Origin of the sequence: Verrucosispora sp. WMMD573 (genome assembly GCF_027497175.1) — a bacterium.
Lineage (GTDB): Bacteria > Actinomycetota > Actinomycetes > Mycobacteriales > Micromonosporaceae > Micromonospora.
The window spans coordinates 3,380,607-3,404,374 of the sequence record NZ_CP114901.1 but is presented as its reverse complement, the minus strand read 5'-3'; the positions used below and the strand labels follow the sequence as shown (position 1 = coordinate 3,404,374).

The window sequence follows — 23,768 nt, the reverse complement described above, 5'->3', positions numbered from 1 at the left end:
ACACCTGTCGGCCCCGCGACGCCTGTCGGCCCTGCGACGGCGTTGGGTCATGCTGAAATGGGCAGCGGCCAATGCGTGGTTGAGGCGGTGGCAGCCGGGAGCCGCGCTGCTCCTGCCGCTTCGGCGAGGACTCCGGCAGTAACGGCTGCCCCGGCGAGAACACCGGCAGCAGCGTCGTCGGGCACAGGTGCCAGGCAACCCGGGTACGCACATCAACCTCCCAGTCGGCGATCGGAGGGGCCGCCCGGACGCGGGGGAAGGCGCACGGGCGACCCCGGGACAGAACCGCCCCGTCCCCTGTGGATGGGAGCGGCCCCGTTGCGTGACAGTCTGGTGAGGACGGCACTACGGTCGGAAGGCATCGACGCTGGCCACGGTGGGGTCCGGGTGCCCCGATCCGGCGCTGGGCGGCCTCTTGGCGATCTTGACAGACCCGGTGGAGGGGACATGGAACGCGAGCAGCCTTCCGACCTGCATGAGTTGATCCGTACGCAGCTTCGCCGGCTGCGTACTGCCGCCGGCATGAACCAGGAGGAGTTCGGTCGGCGGACGAACTATTCGGCGTCCCTGGTGTCCGCTGTGGAGGTGGGCACCCGCCCGCTCGATCGGCCGTACGCGAAGCGGGCGGACGAGGTCCTGGAGACCGGGGGCATGTTCGAGGAGTTGCTGCGGACCGCCGAGGTGCTGCGCCAGCCGGCGTGGTTTCTGCCCTACCTGGAGGCCGAACGCAACGCCCGGCAGCTCCGCTGTTACCAGCCGACGCTGGTGCCGGGCCTGCTCCAGACCGAGCGCTACGCCCGTGCGGTGATCCGGACCGACGCCGCGTTGACCGAGGCGGGGGTGGAGCGTCGGCTGGCCAACCGGATGGCCCGGCAGACGGTGCTGGAGCAGGACGACCCGCCCCAGCTCGTCGCGGTGATCGACGAGGTGGTGCTGCGGCGGGTCGACGAGGAGCTGAAGGACGTGCTGGTCGAGCAGGTGCACCATCTGATGGAGCTGGCCACCCGGCCCAACATCAGCGTGCACCTGGTGCCCACCGGCGTCGCCATGCACGATGGACTGACCGGCCCCTTCATACTGGCGAGGAGCGCGGACGGCGGCTGGGTGGGTAATCTGGACACTCAACTCGGCGGCGTCCTGGTCGACAAGGACGACGACCTGAGTGTCCTGCTGTCGAAGTGGGAGACGGTGCGCAACGAGGCACTGTCCGGCCGCCAGTCGATCGAGCGCATGAAGGATGTTGTGAAGCCATGGATCTGAACGGCGCGACCTGGCGCAAGTCCACCCGCAGCGGCTCCAGCGGCAACGACTGCGTGGAGGTCGCCGACAACCTGCCCGGCATCGTGCTGGTCCGCGACACCAAGAACCGCGACGCCGCCACGCTGGCCTTCACCCCGGCGGCCTGGGCGAGCTTCGTCGGCCTGGCGAAGCAGCACCGCGCGCACGCCTGACGAACCCCGAGCTACGTCGACCCGGCAACCAGCATGACCCGCCGCTTGACGTACCCGAAACGGAAGCCCTCTGCCAGCGGGCCGAGGGCTTCCGGGTGCAGCGGGACGATGCGATCAGGCCGAGTAGCCGCGGGTGGCGGCCCAGTTGGCGAGGTCGATGGTGCTGATCCAGTACGACGGGTACGAGGCGTCGGCCGAGTCGGCGATCTTCACCAGGCGGCCGGAGTCCTCATAGCCGACCACGGCGATGTAGTGGCCTCCCGGGAAGGAGTGCCAGCGGCCTGCGTTGTCGGTGACGGAACCGGCGACGTTCACCACGACGCCCCGCCCGTCGGTGATGGCGGCGACGACGTCCGCCTGGAGCTGGTCCATCTGGGCCGGGCTGGCCGCACCGCCACGGATCATCGTGGTCTCGTACGGGTCGCCCTTGACGACGGCGTTGAGGACGCGGGTGGTGTCCTCGGCCGAGTTGGTGCCGGCGAACGTGGTGCCGAGCTGGCTGGCCAGGGCGTCCTGACTACGCGCGACACCGGCGGCGCTGAGCGCGTTACGCACGGCGGCGGGACCGCAGTAGTAGCCGTTGGTCTGGGCCTGGTGGTCGTACTTCAGAACCTTCGAGGCCGGCGGCTTCGGTGCCGCCTTCTTGCTTACCAGGTCCGGGTCCGAGGTGGCCTTCGGCGACGGCGAGGCGGCTGCGCTGGCCGGCGCGGCACTGCTGGATGCCGCGCTGCTGGGTGCGGCGGTCGTCGGCGCGACCTCCGCCTGACTCGTCGCGGCCACCGTGTCGCTGCGCAGTTCGGCGGCGGTCGTGGCCTGCGTGGGTGCCGGGGTGTTTCCGGTGCCGGCGAGAGCCGCTCCGGTGCCGGTGGCCAGGACGAGGGCCACGGCAGCGCCGGCAACGAGCTGATAGGGGCGTTCGGTGACCAGCCGGCGGAGCCGGCGGGAGAGGGTGTGCTTCACGGTTCCTCCACGGGCTGAGGGGAGAACGGCACACCGGCTCCGGCGGTCGGGTCGGCAGCAGGGCGCCGACGACCGCCCGGGTGAGCGGGACAGGCCGTTCAAGGGGTACGCCCGGAAAGGCCGGGCGGTGGCGATGACCGGGGGTCAGCTCGCGGCGATCGGGCCGGCGAGCACGGGCACCGCAGTGCCGTGGAGGCGGGGGAACGGGGGGATCACATCGGACTGCACGAGGGTTGGTACTCCTTCCGTCACCGCCGACCGGGTTAGCTGACGGATTCGGGCGGGAAGACGCCCTACCGCGAGTCGAGGCTCGCGGATTCACCCCAGTGGTGCAGTGGGTCCCCGGTTCGTGAGATCACGATTGAGCGGGTCGGTACGGCGTCGCTTCCTGCGATCGATTACCGCACCGGACGCGCTGACACTACTGGCCGGTCACCTCGAAGCCAACCCACCCTGACCTGCTTAAACATCATCTGGGGCGGCGATTTTCGGGTACCGGGGAACTGCCGTCGCCCAATGGGACCGATGGCATTTCGGGCACCTTCGGGTAACAACCGGACGGCCGGTGGAAATCTCAGTGGAGATTACTGCGGTAATCGCCTTACCTACGATCAGTGACCGAATTTCCGGCTAATGTGACTCAGCTCACGGAATTTCAGCCGAAGCGAGCCGGACGCCAGCGCGGGAGCAGGCCGGGTCGCCCGACGGTGGCCCGACCGGAGACGGGCAGCCGGTTCGGTCGGAGCCGCTCGGCGGCCGCGTACGCCTCGGCGGAGAGGGCGCGAGCCGCCTCGGCGGCCAGTTCCGCCGCCCGCCACAGTTCCCGCTCCCGCTCGGCGGCCGACCGATAGGCCGCCAGGCGGTTGTCACGCACCACCCGGGCGAGGACCACCTCCTGCTCCGCCGGGTGACGCCGGGGGTCCCAGCCCGACCGGCGTGCCAGCACGTCGCTGAGCTGGCGGGCGGTCAGGTCACCACGCCAGTGGGCGGCCATCGCAGCCCGGCGCAGCCAGCGTTCGCGGGACGCGTACTCGGCCGGGGTTCGGGGGGTGCGTGGGGTCGGCAGTCCGGCGACGTCGGCCAGCCGCCGGGCGGCGGCCTCCGCCTGGTCGTACGCGGCCCAGGCGCGGTCCAGCTCCGTCTGGGCTACCCGCCACGCCGTACGCCGTCGCTCGGCGTTCTGCCCGGCGCCGGCTGCCGCGACCGCCACCTCGTCCGCGTATCGGCGCAGGTCGGCCTCCTCGGTCGCGGCGCGGAGCGCGTCCTCGTCGGCGGGTCTTTCCACCGGCTCGGCCGGCTCCGGACGGGCGACCAGCACGGTGAGTACGCCCAGCGCGAGCACGAGCAGGCCCGACCAGATGGCGGCGGCGCGTGGCACCTCGATCAGGAACTGGTAGAGAACGGTCTTCTCCATGTCGGCACCTCGGGGAAATCGGTACGGCGCCGGTGGCCGTACCGGCAGCGGATCGCGAATGGCGTTGCGGCGCGATTGCGGGTTCGCGCGGCGGTGTCGCTCGTTCTGGCAGCTGCCGACGGCGCGGCTGACGCAACGGGCTGGCAGGTGCTCGGCGCGGGTGCGGCACCGAGCGGTGCGGACGCGACGGAAGGTCGCCGGAGATCAGGCGTGCGGTGGGGCGCGGGCGGCCTGGACGCCCCCGACCGGGGCCGCCGGCACCCGCGTGACGCGCGCAGCGACGCTGCCGAGCGCCGTCAGCCCGGACCGACCACAGGCCGTCGGCTGTGTCGCGGACACCCCGGCCGGGTCGGTGGGATCGTCGGCGCCCCGCGCGGTCGACGAGGCGCAACCTCCGGCCGGGTCCGCTGAGTGACCGGCACACCGCGAAGTAGACGTCGCCAGGCCAACCAGGTCGAGGCAGGCGGCCAGATCGAACGGCACGGCCAGATGGAGAGCGGTGGCCGGGTCGAGGGGTGCGGCTTGGCCGCGAGCGGCGGCCAGATCGAGCAGTGCGGGCAAATCGAGCAGTGCGGGCAGATCGAGGGGTGCGGCCAGATCGAGCAGTGCGGCTTGGCCGCGAGTGTCAGCCAGGTCGAGGGGGGCGGCCTGGTGCCAGTCGGCGGACGTCGGTGGTACGAAGGTCTCGATCGGTGTTGCCGTGGCCGTGAACCGGTCGGCGGCGGCCGGGTGCCCCGGCAGTGCCCAGGGGCCGAGGGTGAAGGCGGCGGCGACCGCGAGCCCGGTCAACAGCCGCGCGGCCCAGCGCGCCAACCACCACAGAGGACGGGCGGGCGCGGCGGGAAGCACGTCGTCACGCTACCGCCACGACCGGCCGGGACGCACCAGCCACGGGCGTGTCGAAATCGCCCGGCGCGTCGCCGGGTACGTCGATACGGGCAGGTCAGGCTACTCCAAACCTACCGTCCGTGATGGACGGTCGCCGCTATGATCAACGCCGCCGGCAGGGTCCGCACCGTCCCGGGATGCCCGCTGTCGGGGCAGTCCGACCACCGACGGTCCGGGCGACGTCTCGGAACCCGCCGCGCCCGGCGACCCGGAGCGCGCCGCGCCGCCCGGCGGCTCGGAGCGCGCCGCGCCGCCCGGCGACTCGGAGCGCACCGCGCCGCCCGGCGACACAGGTCGCGCCGCAGCGCCCGATGATCTGGTACGCGCCGCGTCCGGCGGGCCGGGTTGCGGCGGTCGGGATGGGGCCAGGCGACGCATCATCGGCTGTTCCACGTACCTGTGCAACAGAGCGGCCAGTCCCAGGGTGAGCAGCAGGAACCCGACCACCGCGAGCGGACCCCACCAGCCGGGCAGGCCGGTACCCCAGTCGCCGGTCAACCGCAGGATCGTCATGATCACGAAAACGTGCACCAGGTAGAACGCGAACGAGACCTCGCCGAGCCAGACCATCGTCCGGGAGCGCAACGGCGAGCGCCGCCCGTGCACGTCCGCGTCGGCCGCAGCGGCGATCACCAGGACGTACGCCGCCGACAGCAGCGCCGCCCAGAACTCGGCCCGGATCCACTGGGAGGCCGCCACCCAGGTCAGGACGAAGATCAGACTGGCCACCGGGAGCCGGGGCCCCCGCCAGCGGCCCCGCAGCATGAGTTCGGCCGCGGCCACGCCCATCCAGAACTCCAGCGAACGAACCAGCGGGAAGACCTGGGTGAACCACCACCGATCCGGCTCCGGAACCAGAGCCTGCCCGGGCCAGAGCGCCAGGATGAGCAGCGGCACCGCGATCACGACAGCCCACAGCAGCCACGGTCGGGCCCGTCGCACCGCCGGCAGCACCAGCGGTAGGCACAGGTAGAAGAACAGCTCGCAGGAGAGCGACCAGCTGACGTTGTTGATGCTGTAGAAGTGGCCCGGCCGCGGATCCCAGGCCTGCACCAGCAGGAGATTCTCCAGCGCCGCCACCGGGTTGATCGGATCGGCGAACCAGAGCATCGCCAGCATGGCCAGCGCCCACAGCACCAGATGATTGGGATAGATCTTGGCGAACCGACGCCGCCAGAACCGGCGCCGGGAGGCACCAGGCCGCGCGGACCAGACCAGCACGAAGCCGCTGAGGATGAAGAAGAACTGCACCCCGGACAGGCCCAGGGTGAAGATCTCGCCCACCACCGCCTGCGGACCGGGATCGGCGATGATGCGCATGGTGCCGGCGTGGAAACCGAAGACCAGCAGCGCGGCGATCCACCGCAGCCCGGTCAGCGACGGCAGACGGTCCGCGTCCGTACGCTCGCGTGGGGTGGTCGCCGACGGCGCGAGGGACGTGCTCGTCATGCCCACCTCCCGGTTGTCGACCCCGTCACTCGTACGCCAATCTCCTCGTGGCCGCCGGAATGACGGCAGGAGCCGTTCTCCCGTGGAGGCAACCGGTCGGCGCGGCCCGCCGGGCACCCTACCTCGGGTAGCTGGCAGGCAACTGCCTGGCTCGGCCGCCCCGCCGCACTCCGGAGCAACGCCTGCTGCGACATTTGTCCAGATCGATCACCGGCAGCCCTCCAGTCGGACAGGTGCCCCCTCGTTAACCTGGCACTCATCGGCTGTTCAAAAACTCCACCGTGCGCGGCCACGTCAGGTTCCAGGTTCGTCAACCCGGATGGCCGAAGGTTTCCGGGTGGTCACACCGCCGACGCCAACGCCGCTGCTGAGCATCGTCGTGCCGGTTTACGGCGTCGAGGCGTACCTGCGCCAGTGCCTGGACTCCATCCACGGCGACATCCCGCCTGCCGAGGCGGCTCAGGTCGAGGTGATCGCCGTCGACGACGCCTCGCCGGACCGGTGCGGCGACCTGCTGCGCGGGTACGCCGCCGAGCATCCCGGGCTGCGCGTCCTGCACCTGGACCGCAATGTCGGCCTCGGACCGGCCCGCAACGCGGGCCTGGACGTGGCCACCGGCCGGTACGTCTGGTTCGTCGACAGCGACGACTGGCTGCCGGCCGGCACGATCCCGGCCGTGCTGGACCGGCTACGAGCGGACCGCCCCGACGTGATGATGGTCGACCACCTGCGGGTGCACGAGTGCGGGCGCGAGGAGGTGGACGCCAGCAGCCGGCTGCTGCGCGCGATCCCCGGCGTGGTCCGGCTGGCCGACCGGCCGCACCTGCTACGCGTGCAGCACACCGCCTGGAACAAGGTGGTACGCCGGGAGTTCATGGCCGAGTTGGGGCTGCGCTTCCACCCCGGCTGGTACGAGGACATCCCGTTCAGCCACCCGCTGCTGATCGGCGCGGAGCGCATCAGCGTGCTGGACCGGGTCTGCTATCTGTACCGTCAGGGCCGCCAGGGAGCGATCACCTCCACGCGTAGCGGTCGGCACTTCGACGCCTTCGAGCAGTACGACCGCCTTTTCGCCTGGCTGCGGCACCGGCATCCGGACGGACGCTGGCACGCCGAGCTGTTCGACCTGATGGTGAACCACTTCCTGGTGGTGGTCGGCAACGACGACCGGTTGCATCCGCACCTGCGCCGGGACTTCTTCCGTCGGGTCGCCGCGCACTACCGCACGTACCTGCCCCGCGGCGGCTACCCCCGACCAGGCGGAGTGTCGGGGCTCAAGCACCGGCTGGTCGGCCGCGACAGCTACCTGGCGTACGCGGCGCTGCGGCGGGCCCATCGGCTCGCCGGCCGGCTCCGCGGCAGCACCGGCGGGGATCCCGCGACAGGCGGGTCGGCCCCGGCACCGGGCAGCCCGGCCCAGGACCGCACCTTGGTAAGCACGCACGGAAACGGATCGGAATGACGTTCAAGATCGGGTCGCATCTGGTCGGCGCCGGAGAGCGCCCCTTCGTGGTGGCCGAGATGTCCGGCAACCACAACGGAGACCTGGACCGCGCCCTGTCCATCGTGGATGCCGTGGCGGCCAGTGGCGCGCACGCGCTGAAGCTTCAGACGTACCGGCCGGACACCATCACCATCGACGTGGACACGCCGGAGTTCCGCATCTCCGGCGGGCACGAGCTGTGGGGCGGGCAGAACCTCTACCGGCTCTACGAGAAGGCGCACACCCCGTACGAGTGGCACCGGCCGATCTTCGAGCGGGCCCGCGCCCTCGGGCTGACCGTCTTCTCCTCCCCGTTCGACTCCACCGCCGTGGAGCTGCTGGAGGAACTGGACGCTCCGGCGTACAAGATCGCTTCGTCGGAACTGGTCGATCTGCCGTTGATCCGGCTGGTCGCGGCCACCGGCAAGCCAATGGTCATCTCGACCGGGATGGCCACCCTGGCCGAGATCGACGCCGCCGTGCGGACCGCCCGCGACGGCGGTGCGGGCGGGATCATCCTGCTGGCCTGCACCGCCTCCTATCCGGCACCGCCGGCAGACAGCAACCTGCGCCGGATCCCGGTGCTGGCCGACGCGTTCGGCGTGCCGGTGGGTCTTTCCGACCACACCCCGGGCATCGGGGTGCCGGTGGCCTCGGTGGCGCTCGGCGCCTGCTTCATCGAGAAGCACGTCACGCTGGACCGCGCCGACGGCGGGGTGGACTCCGACTTCTCGCTCAACCCCAGCGAGTTGGCCGCCCTGGTGGTCGAGTCGGAGCGGGCGTACGCGGCACTGGGCGGCACGGCGGTCGGGCCGACGCCGGCCGAGCAGGAGGGCCTGCGCTTCCGGCGCTCGCTGTACGTGGTGGCGGACGTACGCGCCGGCGACGAGGTGACCGTGCAGAACGTCCGCTCGATCCGACCGGCCGGTGGACTCCCCCCGGTGGAGATCGACCGGGTGCTGGGCCGCCGCTTCACCGCCGACGTGGCGCGTGGCACCGCGCTGAGCTGGGATCTGATCTGACGGTGCCGGGGTGCGTCGTGGCGGTTCCCGGCCGGCGGGTATACCTCTGGGTATGACCCTGGTGGCGGTGACGGCGGGCCTGACATTGATCGCCGTGGTGGTGTTCGACGTCTGGCTCACCGTGCTGCATCCGGACGCGGAGGGACCGGTCGCCCGTACCGTCCGGCGGCTGGTCTGGCGAGCCTCGTCGCTGGCCGCCGGCCGACGTCGTACGCCTCGCCGCACGCCGCTGGTCTGGGCGGGACCCATCCTGGTCACCGCCACGTTTCTCGCCTGGCTCGCGCCGCTGGCGCTCGGGGTCGCGCTCGTCGTCTGGCCGAACCTGGACGGCTACCACCGGGTCGCCGGCTACGGGCCGGCCGGGTTCGTCGACGCCCTCTACTACGCCACCGGGCTGCTTACCGTACTCGGCTTCGGTGACATCACCCCGGACACCGGTGCGCAGAAGCTGTTCGCCGTGACGGCCGGTGCCCTCGGCTTCGGCTTCTTCGCCGCGCTGGCCACCTATCTCATCGAGCTGATCACCGGGCTGACGGTCCGCAACCGGTTCGCGCTGACCATCCACGACCAGGTGCGCGGCACCGACGGGGTGGGCCTACTCGCCCGAAGCCTGACCGACGAGGGGGTCGACGTGGCCCGGGAGCGGTGTACGGCCTGGGCGGCGAGCCTGCGGGAGGTCGACGACACCGTTCGTCGGTATCCACTGGTCGCCCTGACCTACCGGCCCCGACGCCGTGACTACGACATCGAGCCCGCCCTGGAACAGATGGCCGCCGTCACCGTCGCGGCGCTGCTGGCCGCCAGGTGCGAACCGTGGCGCGGCCTGCGACCCCGGGCGGAGGAACTGGCGTACGCCCTGCTTCGACTCCAGGACACCATCACCAGTCGTTACCTGGGCCGTCACCTGCTCCCGGCGAGCAGCGAGCCGGCAGCGGACGACGCGGATCCCGACGAGGTTCTACGGCGGCTGCACGCCCGGCTGGTCGCCGAGTTGGGGCCCCGATTCGATCAACTGCCGGGCGGCGACGAATTGGTCCGCGAGTTGCTCTCCCAGTCGCTGCCGTTTTTCGCGGCGCTGCGCGGCTGGTCGGTGCTCGGGGTCGCCGGGGACGGCCCGCCGATCGGCTTGACCCGTCCGGACGAACAGACGCGACCTTGACACACGAAGCTTGCTTCGTGAATACTGGTACGCAGTTCGAGGGGGAGTACCCGACGTTCCGCGCGTCGCCGTCAGTACGGGTCCGGCCATCCGGACCCCGGTGACGCGGCCACCGCATCGGTGGCCGGGAAGACCTTCGTCCGGCAACGCCGGGTTCGGCGACGGATCCGGCCGGACGAGAGGTATTCCCGTTGTCTGTCTCCTGGTGGGTCTGGGCCCTGCTGATGCTGGCGATCGCCGCGATGCTGGCCGTCGACCTGTTCCTGCACCGCGACAACCATGTCATCGGCTTCCGCGAGGCCGCGATCTGGTCCGGTATCTGGATCGCCGCCGGCCTGCTGTTCGGGGTGACCCTGTGGGCGTGGCAGGGCGGCGACGTGGCCGGCACGTACTTCGCCGGCTATCTCATCGAGAAGGCGTTGTCCATCGACAACGTGTTCGTCTTCGCGATGATCTTCGCCTACTTCGGGGTTCCGGCCGCGTACCAGCACAAGGTCCTGTTCTGGGGGGTCATCGGTGCGCTGGTGTTCCGCCTCGCATTCATCTTCGTCGGCGCGGAGTTGCTGGAGACGTTCTTCTGGACCGCGTACCTGTTCGGCGCGTTCCTCATCGTGACCGCCTACAAGATGGCGTTCCGGCACGACGAGCAGACTCCGCCGGACCGTAACCCGGTGGTACGCCTGGTCCGCCGCCTCGTGCCGACCGAGCCGGTTTACCACGGCGACAGGTTCCTCACCCAGGTCGACGGCAGGCGGGTCGCCACCCTGCTGTTCGTGGTCCTGATCGCGGTCGAGACCACCGATCTGATCTTCGCGATCGACTCGGTCGCGGCGATCCTCGCCATCACCACCAGCACGTTCATCGTGTGGACAGCTAACGCGTTCGCGATCCTCGGGCTGCGTAGCCTGTACTTCTGTCTCGCTGGGCTGCTACGCCGCTTCGTGCACCTGCACTACGGCCTGGCGGTGCTGCTGGCCTTCGCCGGGATCAAGCTCATCCTGTCCGAGACTCCGGTCGGCAAGCTTCCCATCCCGGTCACCCTTGGCGTCATCGTCGCGACGATCGCCGTGTCCATCGCCTGGAGTCTGCGCAGCACCAGCGCCCGAGCGGAGACGCGGCAGCCCTCGCAACTTCCCTGAAGGTGCGGCCTCAACCGGAACCGGACACCGCAGTATCAGGGAAAGTGCGCGACCCCCGGCGCGGTCCCCGGTCGGCGCGGTCGGCGCGGTCGGCCGGGTTGGTGGGGGTGAAGGCGACGGTGACGACCAGGTCGGTCAGCGGCAGGGTGCGCCACAGCCACGCGGTGCCGGACGGCACCTCCAGGCCGTGCCGATGCCACCAGGTGGCCACCGGTACGTCGGCGAGTTTGGCCAGACACTCCACCCGGGTCCACCGGCCCCAGAAGTCGGTGGCCCCGAACCGGCGGGCCAGCGCGGCGGGTAGCGCGGCGGCGGCGTGCTCGGCGTCGATCGCGACCCGCCAGCCGGGCACCGGCGGGGCGTACCAGCCGACACAGCGTCCGTCGCCGAGGTGGCTGCGGGTGACGGCGGCACCCGAGTCGGCCGCCGATGCCACCCGCAGGTGCTGTGGTGCGGCGGCGAGCAGGGCGCCGACCCGTTGTCCCGCACCGTCGTGGGTGCGGGACAACGGGTGCGGCGGATCAGATCGAGGCGGCACCGTCGACCACGATGACCTGGCCGTTGATGTTCGTCTGGTCGCGCAGCAGCAGCCGCACCACCGGCACCACCTCCTCCGGCTCGGTCAGCTGACCGGTCGGCGTACGGCGCACGATCTGGTCGAGCTGGGTCTGGCCAAGCACCGCCGACATCTCCGAGGCGAAGAAGCCCGGAGCGACCGCGTTGACCAGCACCCGCCCGCCGAGTTCCCGGGCCAGCGACCGGGTCGCCGCGTCCATCCCGCCCTTGGTGGCGGAGTACGCCACCAGGCCGGGAAAGCCGCGCTGCGCGCAGATCGAGGTGATGTTGACGATCCGCCCGCGTCGCCCCTGGGCCAGCATCCGCCGCACGGCCAGCCGGGTGAGCTGCAACGGCGCGGTCAGGTTGGTCTCGATGATCCGGGCGATGTCGGCATTGGCGGTGTGCACGTGCAGCGAGTCCTGCCCGACGGCCGCGTTGTTCACCACGCCGTCGATCGGGCCGAGTCGCTCCTCGGCCGCCCGCACGAATGTCTGCGCGGCGGCGAGGTCGGTCACGTCGACCGAGCCGACGTGCGTCCGCTCCGGATGGGTGTCGGCGAGCTTGGCCAGCTCGGGCGTGACGGTACGGGCGAAGGCAGCCACCTTCAGGCCCGATTCGAGCAGGTCGGTGACGATGGCGAGGCCGAGACCGCGGGAACCGCCGGAGACGAGCACCACGGTGCTGGGCGGTACGGGTCGGGCGGGGGTGGTGGGGTCAGACATCGCTCTTCAGGGTCTCCTTGACGGGAATCTCGGTCAGCACGCGGATCCGACGCGGCACCGCGTACTCGGGCAGTTGGTCGGCACACCAGCGCACCAGCGTCGCCTCGTCCAGCCCGGCCTCGGCCGGCGCGGTGGCGCTGCCGACCGGCACCACCTCGGCGACGACCATGTGACCGAGCAGCGGGGCGCGTCGACCGGCGACCCGGGCCCAGGCCACCTGGGGATGCGCGGTCAGCACGTCGCGGACCACACCGGCGGAGACCTTGCTGCCACCGACGTTGATCTCGTCCGCGTCGAGCCGGCCGGTGATCAGCACTCGGTCACCGCTCACCTGCGCCCGGTCGCCGGTGCGGACCGGACCGTCCAGCCCGACACCGTGGTACGGCGAGGTGATCACCAGCTCTCCGTCGCGCACCCCGAGGGTGGGACGGCCCGGAGCTGCCCGGTCCAGCCACTCCACCGGGAACCCGGCCCGCCCGTCGTGCACCACGATGGCCGCGCCCACCTCCGAGGAGGCGTAAATCCAGGAGATCCGGGCCGCCGGGAACAGCTCCCGCAGCCGGTCCAGGATGGTCTGGTCGACCGGTTCCCCGCCGAGGGTCAGCTGACGCAGCGGCACCCGGGCCAGCCCGGCCGGATCACGGTGCAGGGCCCGTCGCCAGAAGGTGGGGGTGCCGGAGGCGGCGTCCACACCGTGCTCGGCCGCCAGCGCCGGCCAGTCGTCGAGCTGATCGGGTTCCACCACCACCAGATGCTGACCCGGCTGGGTCAGCGACAGCGTGACCACCTGCCACCAGGCGTACGTGCCGGGGGCGTACGGGCAGAGCCAGGTCCGCGCGGGCTGCTGTCCCCGGACGGTGGTGAGCGATTCGAGGGTGTGCCCCACCCGCTTGGGACGACCGGTGGAGCCGGAGGTCAGCAGCCACAACCGGCCGGGCTCGGCGGCCCGTGGGGCGGGCGCGGTCGCGTCCCCGTCCGCGCGGTCGTCACCCAGTTCCGTCACCGCGAACCCGGCGTCGCGAAGTTCCGCGCGCATCGCCGCGTCGACCCGGCTGGCCGTGCTGAGCAGCAGCTCAGTGCCGTGCACGGCGTGGTGCCGGGCGGCGGCGAGCGCGTGCCGGGCCGAGTGGGCCAGCGCGGCAGCGGGCCCGGGAAGGGTCAGCTCCGGCAGGTCACGCCAGGTGAGCGTGGCACCGTCGACGACGATCCGATTGTCCACTCCGGCCGGCTGGACGGGGGCCTGCGGGGCGGTCTCGACGCTCACTGCCGCTGCAACTCGACGAGGAAGTCCAGCACGTCGCCGACGGTGGCGATCCGGCGCAGCCCGGGCGCGTCGAAGTTCAGCTCCTCCCCCGTGGCGTCCTCGACGCGCAGCGCCAACTCGGAGAAGTCCAGCGACCGGAAGCCAACCTCGCGCAGATCGGCGGCGTCGTCGGCGGGCAACGCTTTGCCCTGGTTCTTGAGCACCTCGCCCATGAGGTCGCGAATCTGCGCCCGACTCAATTCCTTCATGCGGCGGAGTGTACAGCCAGGTGAATCGTGATTAGGGTGCCCGGTGACCAGGTAAACGGGACGGAAAGCGAGCGGTACGTGTTGCGTGACGCCACCGAGGATGACGTTAACCTGATGTTGTCCTGGCGTAATCAGGAGGTCAACCGACAGGTCAGCAAGACCAGTCACGTCATCACCGCCGAGGAGCACCGCCGGTGGTGGTCGGCGGTGCGTCAGGACCCCTCCCGTCGGGTGCTGACCTACCTGCGCGACGGCGTGCCCAGTGGCGCGGTCACCTACTTCGACCTGCGGCTGTCCGGCCCGCGTACCGGCGGGTGGGGTTTCTACCTGGACGCCGAGGGGCTGGCCGAGCGGGGCGAGACGCTGCCTGCCTGGCTGGAGGTGATGCGGGAGGCGGTGGACCACGCCTTCGACGTGCTGGCGCTGGACCGGCTCGACGGCGAGGTGCTCGCCCACAACACGGTGGTACGGCAGATGAACCGGCGGCTCCGTTTTGTCGAGGGGCCCAGCCGCCAGGAGATCCACGACGGCCGGGAAATCACCGTGATACCCATTTTCCTGGAGCGCGCCAACCGCCGCGTTCGCTGATTTTTTGTTTCCCGTCCACGCATTGTTCACGTGGCCGACGAGTTACGTTGGCCACCACTGCGGAATCACCCGCGCCGCCACCCGGCCCATTTACGCTGCGGGTCGCCGCCCAGCCGGACAAAGCCGTGCCGGGTGCCGTCCCAGTCGTCGGGTTCGCCGGGCGCCCAACGGGCGAAAACCACCTCCGCGTCGGCCGGCGGCCGGTCGCGGAACCACGGCACCTCGGTCCAGGTCACCTGGTGGCTGAGGTTGTACCGGAGCTGGTAGGGCACGCCGGTGGAGGCGGCGACCCGCTCCGGCGCCCGGACCCCCAGTTGGGTCACGCTGGGCACGGGCGTGTCGGCCGTCGCCAGTGGGCGGATCAGCCGCTGCGTGATCACCTGCATGGTCGCCACGTTGACCACGATCAGCGCGGTGAGCACGACCGCCAGCACGCGGGTACGCGCGACCCGGTGGCGGGTCGCGAGCACGAGCACGAGCAGCAGGCAACCGGCGACCCCGATCGCGGAGCCGACCAGCGGGCGCATCTGTCGCCACCCGCCGGTCAGGGCCATCAGGTCCGGCGCGCTGAACCCGCCCCAGCGCAGCGGCGCACCATCGGCGGCGGCCTGCGACAGACGAAGGTGGATCAGCACACCGCCCGCCGCCAGCAGCAGCACGGTGGCGCCGGCCCGGCGCAGCAGCGGACGGTACGCGGTACCGAACAGCAGCCCGATGCCGACCAGCAGCCAGAACGGGGCGAACATCTGCACGTAGCGGGCGTAGATGGCGTCCGGCACCCGGTCGGGTACCCCGGCCAGGACGACCTCCGCGCCGACGGCGACGCCCACAGTGGTCAGCAGAGCCACCCCGAACGTCCACCTGGCGGCGGCACCGCCCCGGCGGCACAGCCGGGTGACCGCCTCGGCACCGGCCAGCCCGGCCAGCCCGAAGGTGACCACCGTCAGGTACCACACCTGCGTTCCGACGGACGCCAGCACCTGCGACAGCCCTCGGACCGAGGTGACCGCCCGCACCACGTTGCCACCGGCCGGGCTGCCGAGCAGGTGCACCGTATCGCCGAGCAGCCGTACGCCCGCCTCGTTGCCGAGCACCCCGGCCACCACCGGCAGCACCGCCGCCAGCAGCGCGGCCGGGGCCAGCCGACGGCGGACGACCAGCGCCAGAGCCAGCAGCGCGAGCCCGACGACAATCACCACCCCGCGCGAGTGCACCAGATACGCCGCCCCGGCCAGGGCACCGCACATCGCCGCGGCGACCGCCCCGGGCCGCTCGACCAGCCGGTGCACGGCGAGCAGCCAGGCCAGCAGCAGCGGCCCGAGCACCGCGTCGGTCATCGCCATCGTGGCGTGGAAGGCCACCGCCGGCAGTGTCGCCGCGCCGGCCGCCGCCGCCAGGGCCGGACCGGGCCGCAGTCCCAACAGCCGGCGACCGAGCAGGTACGCCAGCGGCAGGACCGTCGCGTTCAGCGCCGCGTTGATCACCCGCACCAGCAGGTAGGTGTCGGGGAACTCCCGGTCGAGGAGGAAGGCCGGCGCGATGAGCAGCGGGTACCCGATCCGGCGCAGGGTCTCGTTCTCGCTGCTGAATCCGCCGGGACCGCCGGCCAGGGCGCGGGCGGTGGTGAGGTAACTGTCCTCGTCGGTGTGCGCGAACGGCATGCTGGCGTGGCGGGCCACCCAGATCCGCCAGGCGGTGCCGAGCAGCCAGCCGCCGACCAGCAGCAGCGGGACCAACCAGCGTCGGCGGCCGGGGCGCGCCGGCTCACGCCGGTCCACCGACCCGCCCGTCTCCCCGGCCCGGGTCGTCTCGGCCTCGACGGTCATCTTTTCCTCCCAGGGGCGGTCCCGGGCAGGCAGCCGCCGTCTGGACGCGCCACGGTTCCCGGTCGGGGCGAGACGCTAACGGTCCGGTCGACGCGGGTCGGCGGGCACGCCGTGACGACGGCAGGTGTTCGCCAACCGGGTGCCCGCCATTCACCGCCGCACGGCACGTGGTTAACCGCGGGGCATGGGCCCGTTAACCCGCCGCGTCTAGCGTTCGCACCCGGCCGGCCGAGGCCGACCGCGAATCCGACACACACGGGAGCACCAGTTGAGCGAGCTGAACGGATCGTCCATCCTCGTCACCGGGGGAACGGGTTCCTTCGGCAGGACCTTCCTGCGGCACCTACTCGCCGAGACCGATCCGGCCCGGGTGGTGGTCTTCTCCCGCGACGAACTCAAGCAGTACGAGCTGCGCCAGCAGCTCGGCGACGACCCCCGGCTGCGCTGGTTCATCGGCGACATCCGGGACCGGCACCGGCTGACCCGGGCCATGCACGGCGTGGACCACGTCGTACACGCCGCCGCCCTCAAGCAGGTCGACACCGCGGAGTACAACCCGTCGGAGTTCATCGCCACCAACATCACCGGTTCGCAGCATGTCGTCGACGCGGCGATCGAGGCCGGCGTGCAGAAGGTGGTCGCCCTCTCCACCGACAAGGCGTCCAGCCCGATCAACCTGTACGGCGCGACCAAGCTGGTCGGCGACAAGCTGTTCATCTCCGCCAACCACTACGCGGCGCAGCACCCGACCCGTTTCGCGGTGGTGCGTTACGGCAACGTGGTCGGCAGCCGGGGCTCGGTGGTTCCGCTGTTCCGCCGGCTCGCCGCCGAAGGCAAGAGTCTGCCGATCACGGACAAGCGGATGACCCGCTTCTGGATCACCCTGGACCAGGCCGTGCAGTTCGTCATCGACTCCTTCGACCAGATGCAGGGCGGCGAACTGTTCGTGCCCCGCATCCCCAGCATGCGCATCCTCGACCTGGTCGAGGCGGTCGCCCCGGACGCCACCACCCATGAGATCGGCATCCGGCCCGGCGAGAAGCTGCACGAGGAGATGATCGCCCCGGACGACAGTCGGCGGACGCTTATCGCCAAGGACCGGTTCATCGTGCAGCCGACCATCGCCACCTGGGGTTACCAGCCGCCCGTCGGCTGCGAGCCGGTCGCGGACGGGTTCGCGTACCAGTCGGACACCAACGACCAGTGGCTCACCGTGCCCCAGCTGCGTGAGATGCTCGGCATCGCGGCATGACCTTCTCCTTCCTGCCGTACGGACGCCAGTCGGTGACCGACGACGACGTGGCCGCCGTGGTCGCCGCCCTGCGCAGCGACTGGCTCACCACCGGCCCGGAGGTGGCCGCCTTCGAAGCGGACATCTCCGCGTGGGCCGGTGGCGCCGGGGTGGCGACGGTCTCCAACGGCACCGCCGCGCTGCACGTGGCGTACGCGGCGGCCGGTGTCGGCCCCGGCGACGAGGTGATCGTGCCGCCGATGACGTTCGTGGCCACCGCCAGCAGCGCGGTCGCCCTCGGCGCGCGGGTCGTCTTCGCCGACGTGGAGGAGGAGACGTTCACCCTGGACCCGGCTGCGGTGGCCGCGGCGACCACCGGGCGGACGAAGGTCGTCGCCGCGGTGGACTACGCGGGCCACCCGGCCGACTACGACGCGCTGCGCACCGCGCTGGACGGCAGCGACGCGCTGCTGCTCGCCGACGCGGCCCACTCGATCGGCGCCACCTACCGGGGCCGGCCGGTGGGGTCGCTGGCCGACCTGACCACGTTCTCGTTCTTCCCCACCAAGAACCTGACCACCGCCGAGGGAGGCGCGGTCGCCACCACCGATCCGCAGCTGCTGAAGCGGGCCCGGCGGTTCCGCAACATCGGGCTGGTCCGGGAAGCCGACGAGCTACGGTGGCCGGACGAGGGCGGCTGGCACCAGGAGGTGCACGAGTTCGGCCTCAACTACCGGCTGCCGGACGTGTTGTGCGCGCTGGGTCGCAGCCAGCTGCGCCGGCTCGACGCCTTCCTCGCCCGCCGCGCCGAACTGGTGGCCCGCTACGACGCGGCCCTGGCCGACCTGCCCGGCGTGCTCGTGCCCGGCCGGCGGGAGTGGGCGGCACCGGCCTGGCATCTGTACCCGATCCGGGTGCTCGACGGGCGCCGCCGCGAGATCTACGAAGGGATGCGCGCGGCCGGCATCGGCGTTCAGGTCAACTACATCCCCGCGCACTGGCACCCGGCCTTCGCCGATCTCGGCTACCGGCGCGGCAGTTGCCCCGTGTCGGAGGCCTTCTACGCCCAGCAGTTGTCGCTGCCGCTCTACCCTGGACTGCGCGACGCCGACCAGGACCGCGTCATCGACGCGTTGGCCGCGGCCCTGCGCGGCGTCTCGCTCCGGCCCGCCGCCTGAGGGATCCCCGATGCACCACGCCAACCACTTCTACGGTCACGCCCACGTGCTGGCCCGCTACGCGGGTCTGGGTGACGGCCACCCACCCCGGATCAACGGGTACCTCCAGCACGGCTGGAACATCGGCGACGGCCTGGCCTCCGGCCACCCGTACGCCGAGCGCACGCCGAGTCTGCTCTGGTCCGAGCAGACCCGGCGGCGGGCCTGGTCGGTCGGGCGGCGCAACGTCACGGTGATCGGGGCACCGTTCGTCTACCTGCTGGCCATGCGGCCGGAGGAGGAGCCCCGGCCGCCCCGGGAGGGCACCATCTGGTACCCGTTCCACGGCTGGGAGGGCCAGCACGTCAAGGGTGACCACAAGGAGCTGGTCGCCCGCATCCGGGACACCGAACCCGGCCCGGTCACGGTCTGCCTGTACTGGCACGAACACCGGATGCGGCGGGTGCGGCGGCTCTACGAGAACGCCGGCTTCCGGGTCATCTGCCACGGCTACCGCGGGCACTGGTGGAAAGACACCGACCCGCAGTTCCTGGACCGTCAGCTCGCCGAGCTGCGCCGGCACCGCCGGGTCGCGTCCAACCGGCTGACCAGCGCCATCTTCTACGGCATCGCGGCCGGCTGTGAGCCGGCGGTGTACGGCGATCCGATGGTGCTGGCCGACGAGGACCCCACCTTCGGCGGCACCGCCCGAATCCGCCGGCAGTGGCCGCAGTTGCACGGCGAACAGGTGCACCTGCCGACCGCCGTCGCGATCGCCCACGCCGAGCTGGGCACCGACCACCGCCACCCGCCCGCCGCGCTGCGGGAACTGCTGGGGTGGGCGTACCCGCAGGAGGAGACGACGTGACAACCGAGACGGCGTCGGCGGTGACGCTGCCCGGCGGTGAGATGCTCGCCTGGTCCGACCGGACGGACCCAGCCGGTGACGGTCCGCTCGCCGCATTGGCCGCTCGCCTGGTGCCGGCCGGCGCCCGGGTGCTGCTGGCCGGGCCACACGGTCCGGCGCTGCTCGACGCGCTCGCCCATGCCCGGATCACCTGCCTGCTGCGCGGCTACCCGGACGCGGCGGTGCTCGCCGACCGGGTGGACCGGGTGCTGGTGAGCGGCCCACACGGCCTGCCTGCCGGCGAGGAGTACGACGTGGTGATCGCCGGTGCCGGGCTGGACGCGGTCGAGTCGGTCGAGGGTGAGCGGCTCGGCTGGGACGGTCTGCTGGCCCGCCTGGTGGCGGCCGTCCGCCCCGGCGGTGAACTGCTGCTGCGGCTGGACAACCCGCTCGGCGTGCACCGGCTGGTCGCCGCCGAGAGCTGGTACGCCGGCCGGGCCGATGCCGACTGGACCGTCGGTGGGGTGCTGGACGTCGCCCGTCCGGCGAGCCTGGGGCAGGCCCGCGAGCGGCTGGCCGCCGCCGGGATGCGCCCCGGCACCTGCTACGCCGGGTACCCGCGTCCCGACCTGACCACCGCGTTGCTGGCCGTCGACGAGCTGGCTCGGCACACCGGCAGCGGGTTGTTCGACGCGGTGCTGCACGCCGCCTGCACCGACGGGTACACCGGCCGGTTCGTCCTCGCCGATCCGGCCCGGCTGGCCGTGGACGCCCTGCACGCCGGTCGCGCCGCCGACCTGGCCCCGTCCTGGCTGGTGCTGGCCCGCCGGCCTCACGTCGAGCGGACCGACGGCGAGCCCGACGACAGCGGCGGCACGGCGCACCCGCTGCCGCGCGTCGCCCCGTCGGCACACCCGGGACCCGGCGTGCCCGCCCCGCTGCCGGTGGCGTTGGTCGCCGACGCGGCGGCGGGCGGCACGGTCGTCGAGGTACGGGACGGGCCACAGGGCTGGCACTGGCACCGTACCGACGTCGCCGTGCCCGACGCCTCGTACGCCGGGCGGGAGCTGACCGACCGCGAGCCGGCCGCCCCTGACGGCCCGGTGCCCGACGGGCGTCTGCTGCGCAGCCTGCTGCTCGACGGGTGCCTGCGCCGCGACACGGCGCTGCTGCGCCGGCTGCTGCGCGGCTATGCCGACTGGCTCGACAGCCAGGCCGAGCAGGGACGGCTGACCGGGGCGGTCGCCCTGGCCGGGGCGGACAACCTGGTCGTCGACGGTGACCGCTGGGCGGTGCTCGACCCGAGCCATCCGGCCGAGGCACCGTTACCGGTCGAGGTGGTGCTGGCCCGGACGCTGTGGCGATTCGCCAGCGACCTGCTCACCGGCGGTTACGCCCACCCGTGGACCTCCACGCTGGACGTGGCGGGGCTGACCGTCGTGCTCGGCGGGGTCGCCGGACGCGATTTCGACCGGGCCGTCGTCGAGGCCGCGAAGGAGACGGCCGCGAAGGACACGGCGGCGGCGGTGGAGGTGGAGTCGGCGCTCAGTCCGACCGACCCGCCTCCTGGCCCCCGCAGCTATCAGCAGCTGCGCGAGGCGTGGCTACGTCAGCAGGATGAGAACACCCGGCTGACGGCGCTGCTCAGGTGGACGGAGAACCTGCTCACCTCGCGGGAGCGGGCGCTGCGTCGGGCCGAGGCGAAGATCAATCTGTTGAGCGGTTCGCTGAGCTACAAGGTCGGGCGGCTGGCCATCACCCCGGCCCGGATGGCCCGGCGCGGCGCCCGCGCCGCCAAACGCCGGGCCCGCGCCGCCATCGCCGCGAAGCAGGGAGGACAGAAGTGACGGACCGAATCGTCGGCATCGTGCAGGCGCGGATGGGCTCGTCCCGGCTGCCCGGCAAGGTGCTCCGCCCGCTCGCCGGGCGCAGCGTGCTCGGCCGGGTGGTCCGGGCCGCCCAGGACAGCGGCGTGCTGGCCGACCTGGTGGTGGCGACCAGCAGCGACAGCAGTGACGACGCGGTCGTCGCCGAGTGTGACCGGCTCGGCATCGCCTGGCACCGTGGCCCCGTCGAGGACGTGCTGACCCGCTTCGTCGGCGCCCTGGACGCCCATCCCGCCGACGCGGTGATGCGGTTCACCGCCGACTGTCCGCTGCTGGACCCGGAGATCGTCAGCCTGGTCGCCTCGGTGTACCGCGCCGTGCCGGGGCTGGACTACGCCAGCACGTCGATCGCCCGCACCCTCCCCCGGGGTCTGGATGTCGAGATCATCCGGGCGGACGCGCTGCGTACCGTCGACCGGCTCGCCACCGACCATCACCGGGTGCACGTGACCTCGTACGCGTACGCGCATCCGGAGGTGTTCCGGGTGCTCGGCGTGACCCTCACCCCGGACCGTTCGCAGCTGCGCCTCACCCTCGACACCGCCCGCGACTGGGATCTGGTCCGCGCGGTGGCCGACCACTTCGGTGATGTCAGCGTGCCGCTGGCCAAGCTCGCCGACTGGCTCGACGGGCAACCGGCGCTGCGCGCGATCAACGCCGACGTCCGGCAGAAGCGGTTGGAGGAGCGCTGAGCACGTTACGAGTCGGACTGCGCTGTGACGCCGGGCCACTGCGCGGTGTCGGGCACCTGGTCCGTTGTCTCGCCCTCGGTGAGGAGTTCCAGGCCCGGGGCGCGATCGTCGAGGTCTTCGGCACCGTCGACGGCGTCGGTTGGGCGGCCGACCAGCTCACCGCCCGGGGTATCCCGTTGCACCCCGGCCCGGACCGCCCGGACGACCTGGTCGCCACGGCCCGACGACACGACCTGGACGTGCTGGTCCTCGACTCGTACGAGCTGGATCCCGCAGGTGCGGGAGCGCTACGGGCCGCCGGGGTGCTGACCCTGGCCATCGTGGACGGGGACACCCGGGGCCAGGACGCCGACCTCTATCTGGACCAGAACTTCGCCACCGACCTGGCGGTGCCGGCGGGCAGGCTGCTCGCCGGTAGCGGGTACGCCCTGCTGCGTGAGGGTGTCCTGGCCGCCCGGCCGGCGGCCCCACGGCCGGCGGTGACGGTGCAGCCTGCCTCGGTGCTGGCCTTCTTCGGCGGCACCGACGCGGCCGGCGCGGCACCGGTGCTGACCGAGGTGCTGCTGTCGACCGGCCGGCCGATGGAACTCACAGTCGTCGTCGGCCGGCCCGAACTGGCGGCGCGGATGGCCCGACTGACGCCGGGGGCCGGGCAGTCGCTGCTGCCGGTGCCACCCACCGGTACGCTGCCCACCCTGATCGCCGCGGCGGACCTGGTGGTCAGCGCCGCCGGCACCTCCACCTGGGAACTGTGCTGCCTCGGGGCGCCGTCGGCGCTGGTCTGCGTGGTGGACAACCAGCGCGAGTCGTACCACCGGGTGGTGGCGGCGGGCCTGGCCGCCGGGCTCGGTGAGCTGCCCGCGTTGGCCGGCGACGCTGCGGCGACCCGGGCCGCCGCGCATACCCTGGCGGGGCTGCTCGACGACGGGGCACGCCGGGCCGAGCTGTCCGCCCGCGCCTGGACCGCCGTGGACGGACGCGGCCGGTCTCGGGTGGTGGACGCGGTGTTGGAGGCGTTACGGCACGTCGCGGCTGGCGCCCCAGTGCAGTGACAGGCCCCGCGCGGCGCGATCGGTGTTGATCTCCATCAGGCTGCCGAGGATCGTCGCCCGGTCGGCGAGGATGGCGGTGCCGTCCAGTGTGTAGGTGGTCCGGTCGCTGATCAGCACGGCTGCACCGGGTGCGTCGTCGAGGTGCGCCGCCAGCGCCACGTCGAGGATGCCGGGCCGGATCGTCTCGGTGGCCCGGGCAACCGAGACACCCCGGCTAGCGAGCGCCTCGTACAGGGAGGTCGCGGTGAAGTCCACCTCACGCAGGCCGGCGGCGTGCGAAGCGCGTACCCACGAGACCTGGTGCACCGCACGGCGGCCGGCGAACGCGCGGACCCGTTCCAGCCGCAACCCGGATTCGCTGGCGCCGGCCCGCAGCGTACCGGCGACTCGCGCGGGCAGGCGACGCACCGCGCAGCCGACCACGGTGGTACGCACCTCGTGGCCCTGATCCCGCAGGTCGTCGGCGAAGCTGCGCAGCGAGCCGAGCCGGTACGCCAGGTGTGGCGGGGTGACGAAGGTACCCCGACCGGGCTGCTGCTCGATCAGCCCTTCGTCGCTGAGCTGCCGCAACGCCTGCCGCAGCGTCATCAACGTGACGCCGTAGGCGGCGCTGAGGTCACGCTGGGAGGGCAGCGCCGCGCCGGGCGGATAATCCCCGGATCGGATCTTGGCAGCGAGGTCCGCGGCGATGGTGCGGTAGCGCGCCGTAGGCACGTCAGGCCCGGTAGCCAT

24 protein-coding genes and 1 riboswitch are annotated in these 23,768 nt (G+C 72.2%); of the genes, 13 read left to right on the top strand and 11 right to left on the bottom strand.

Annotated features, from left to right (window positions below):
• Positions 1 to 447 precede the first annotated feature (447 nt).
• A complete protein-coding gene (locus O7601_RS15635) occupies positions 448 to 1,260 on the top strand; it encodes a helix-turn-helix transcriptional regulator (protein ID WP_281561866.1) in 813 nt (270 codons plus the stop codon).
• Positions 1,251 to 1,451 (top strand): DUF397 domain-containing protein, encoded by a 201-nt coding sequence (locus tag O7601_RS15630; RefSeq protein ID WP_281561865.1) that lies wholly within the window; start codon positions 1,251 to 1,253, stop codon positions 1,449 to 1,451. The genes O7601_RS15635 and O7601_RS15630 overlap by 10 nt, the downstream gene beginning before the upstream one ends.
• Positions 1,452 to 1,565: 114 nt before the next feature.
• On the opposite strand, the gene O7601_RS15625 is transcribed toward O7601_RS15630, so the two are convergent.
• The 4 genes from O7601_RS15625 to O7601_RS15610 all read right to left on the bottom strand — a co-directional run bounded on the left by O7601_RS15625 (position 1,566) and on the right by O7601_RS15610 (position 6,162).
• On the bottom strand, positions 1,566 to 2,411 hold the full coding sequence (locus tag O7601_RS15625) for a C39 family peptidase (protein ID WP_281561864.1): 846 nt from the start codon (positions 2,409 to 2,411) through the stop codon (positions 1,566 to 1,568).
• A gap of 237 nt (positions 2,412 to 2,648) precedes the next feature.
• A riboswitch (cyclic di-AMP (ydaO/yuaA leader) is annotated at positions 2,649 to 2,789 on the bottom strand.
• 277 nt (positions 2,790 to 3,066) lie between these two features.
• The gene (locus tag O7601_RS15620) at positions 3,067 to 3,825 is read right to left on the bottom strand and encodes a hypothetical protein (protein WP_281561863.1); all 759 of its coding nucleotides are present in this window, start codon (positions 3,823 to 3,825) and stop codon (positions 3,067 to 3,069) included.
• A gap of 204 nt (positions 3,826 to 4,029) precedes the next feature.
• Complete coding sequence (locus tag O7601_RS15615; RefSeq protein WP_281561862.1) at positions 4,030 to 4,674, bottom strand: hypothetical protein; 645 nt, start codon at positions 4,672 to 4,674, stop codon at positions 4,030 to 4,032.
• A 99-nt stretch (positions 4,675 to 4,773) separates the two neighbouring features.
• Complete coding sequence (locus tag O7601_RS15610) at positions 4,774 to 6,162, bottom strand: acyltransferase family protein (RefSeq protein ID WP_281561861.1); 1,389 nt, start codon at positions 6,160 to 6,162, stop codon at positions 4,774 to 4,776.
• A gap of 337 nt (positions 6,163 to 6,499) precedes the next feature.
• Between O7601_RS15610 and O7601_RS15605 the strand changes: the two genes are divergently transcribed.
• The 4 genes from O7601_RS15605 (at position 6,500) to O7601_RS15590 (ending at position 10,965) form a co-directional block, all read left to right on the top strand.
• Positions 6,500 to 7,624 (top strand): glycosyltransferase, encoded by a 1,125-nt coding sequence (locus tag O7601_RS15605; RefSeq protein ID WP_281561860.1) that lies wholly within the window; start codon positions 6,500 to 6,502, stop codon positions 7,622 to 7,624.
• Entirely contained in the window at positions 7,615 to 8,667 is a 1,053-nt protein-coding gene (gene pseI, locus O7601_RS15600; protein ID WP_281566935.1) for a pseudaminic acid synthase, read from the top strand. Before O7601_RS15605 ends, pseI begins: the two co-directional genes overlap by 10 nt.
• 52 nt (positions 8,668 to 8,719) lie before the next feature.
• Positions 8,720 to 9,826, top strand: a complete 1,107-nt coding sequence (locus tag O7601_RS15595; protein ID WP_281561859.1) for a potassium channel family protein — start codon at positions 8,720 to 8,722, stop codon at positions 9,824 to 9,826.
• Between the two features lie 191 nt (positions 9,827 to 10,017).
• Positions 10,018 to 10,965: a TerC family protein gene (locus tag O7601_RS15590; RefSeq protein ID WP_281561858.1), complete on the top strand. Its 948-nt coding sequence runs from the start codon at positions 10,018 to 10,020 to the stop codon at positions 10,963 to 10,965.
• A 10-nt stretch (positions 10,966 to 10,975) separates the two neighbouring features.
• Here the strand turns inward: O7601_RS15590 and O7601_RS15585 are convergent, their stop codons facing one another.
• From O7601_RS15585 to O7601_RS15570, 4 genes are read right to left on the bottom strand one after another with little or no spacing between them, the layout of a single operon-like run.
• Positions 10,976 to 11,503: a hypothetical protein gene (locus O7601_RS15585; protein ID WP_281561857.1), complete on the bottom strand. Its 528-nt coding sequence runs from the start codon at positions 11,501 to 11,503 to the stop codon at positions 10,976 to 10,978.
• Positions 11,487 to 12,245 (bottom strand): SDR family NAD(P)-dependent oxidoreductase, encoded by a 759-nt coding sequence (locus tag O7601_RS15580; protein WP_281561856.1) that lies wholly within the window; start codon positions 12,243 to 12,245, stop codon positions 11,487 to 11,489. Before O7601_RS15580 ends, O7601_RS15585 begins: the two co-directional genes overlap by 17 nt.
• Positions 12,238 to 13,509: an AMP-binding protein gene (locus tag O7601_RS15575; RefSeq protein ID WP_281561855.1), complete on the bottom strand. Its 1,272-nt coding sequence runs from the start codon at positions 13,507 to 13,509 to the stop codon at positions 12,238 to 12,240. Before O7601_RS15575 ends, O7601_RS15580 begins: the two co-directional genes overlap by 8 nt.
• Positions 13,506 to 13,757, bottom strand: coding sequence for an acyl carrier protein (locus tag O7601_RS15570; protein ID WP_093403117.1), 252 nt, complete (start codon positions 13,755 to 13,757; stop codon positions 13,506 to 13,508). The genes O7601_RS15575 and O7601_RS15570 overlap by 4 nt, the downstream gene beginning before the upstream one ends.
• Positions 13,758 to 13,784: 27 nt before the next feature.
• On the opposite strand from O7601_RS15570, the gene O7601_RS15565 reads away from it, so the two are divergent.
• Positions 13,785 to 14,345, top strand: coding sequence for a GNAT family N-acetyltransferase (locus O7601_RS15565; protein WP_281561854.1), 561 nt, complete (start codon positions 13,785 to 13,787; stop codon positions 14,343 to 14,345).
• Positions 14,346 to 14,410: 65 nt separating this feature from the next.
• Here O7601_RS15565 and O7601_RS15560 read toward each other — a convergent pair whose 3' ends face one another.
• The gene (locus O7601_RS15560) at positions 14,411 to 16,171 is read right to left on the bottom strand and encodes a glycosyltransferase family 39 protein (protein ID WP_281561853.1); all 1,761 of its coding nucleotides are present in this window, start codon (positions 16,169 to 16,171) and stop codon (positions 14,411 to 14,413) included.
• Positions 16,172 to 16,439: 268 nt separating this feature from the next.
• On the opposite strand from O7601_RS15560, the gene pseB reads away from it, so the two are divergent.
• From pseB to O7601_RS15535, 5 genes are read left to right on the top strand one after another with little or no spacing between them, the layout of a single operon-like run.
• Positions 16,440 to 17,423: a UDP-N-acetylglucosamine 4,6-dehydratase (inverting) gene (gene pseB, locus O7601_RS15555; protein WP_281561852.1), complete on the top strand. Its 984-nt coding sequence runs from the start codon at positions 16,440 to 16,442 to the stop codon at positions 17,421 to 17,423.
• Complete coding sequence (locus tag O7601_RS15550; protein ID WP_281561851.1) at positions 17,420 to 18,580, top strand: DegT/DnrJ/EryC1/StrS family aminotransferase; 1,161 nt, start codon at positions 17,420 to 17,422, stop codon at positions 18,578 to 18,580. The genes pseB and O7601_RS15550 overlap by 4 nt, the downstream gene beginning before the upstream one ends.
• A 10-nt stretch (positions 18,581 to 18,590) precedes the next feature.
• Positions 18,591 to 19,427 carry a hypothetical protein gene (locus O7601_RS15545; protein WP_281561850.1) on the top strand — a complete coding sequence of 279 codons (837 nt, stop codon included), beginning with the start codon at positions 18,591 to 18,593 and terminating at the stop codon, positions 19,425 to 19,427.
• Positions 19,424 to 21,253, top strand: a complete 1,830-nt coding sequence (locus tag O7601_RS15540; protein ID WP_281561849.1) for a class I SAM-dependent methyltransferase — start codon at positions 19,424 to 19,426, stop codon at positions 21,251 to 21,253. The genes O7601_RS15545 and O7601_RS15540 overlap by 4 nt, the downstream gene beginning before the upstream one ends.
• Entirely contained in the window at positions 21,250 to 21,984 is a 735-nt protein-coding gene (locus tag O7601_RS15535) for a glycosyltransferase family protein (RefSeq protein WP_281561848.1), read from the top strand. Before O7601_RS15540 ends, O7601_RS15535 begins: the two co-directional genes overlap by 4 nt.
• A gap of 5 nt (positions 21,985 to 21,989) precedes the next feature.
• On the opposite strand, the gene O7601_RS15530 is transcribed toward O7601_RS15535, so the two are convergent.
• The gene (locus O7601_RS15530) at positions 21,990 to 22,166 is read right to left on the bottom strand and encodes a hypothetical protein (protein ID WP_281561847.1); all 177 of its coding nucleotides are present in this window, start codon (positions 22,164 to 22,166) and stop codon (positions 21,990 to 21,992) included.
• On the opposite strand from O7601_RS15530, the gene O7601_RS15525 reads away from it, so the two are divergent.
• A complete protein-coding gene (locus tag O7601_RS15525; protein ID WP_281566934.1) occupies positions 22,155 to 23,036 on the top strand; it encodes a spore coat protein in 882 nt (293 codons plus the stop codon). The genes O7601_RS15530 and O7601_RS15525 overlap by 12 nt on opposite strands.
• Here O7601_RS15525 and O7601_RS15520 read toward each other — a convergent pair.
• Positions 23,001 to 23,768 (bottom strand): GntR family transcriptional regulator, encoded by a 768-nt coding sequence (locus O7601_RS15520; protein WP_281561846.1) that lies wholly within the window; start codon positions 23,766 to 23,768, stop codon positions 23,001 to 23,003. The two genes, O7601_RS15525 and O7601_RS15520, sit on opposite strands and share 36 nt — an antisense overlap.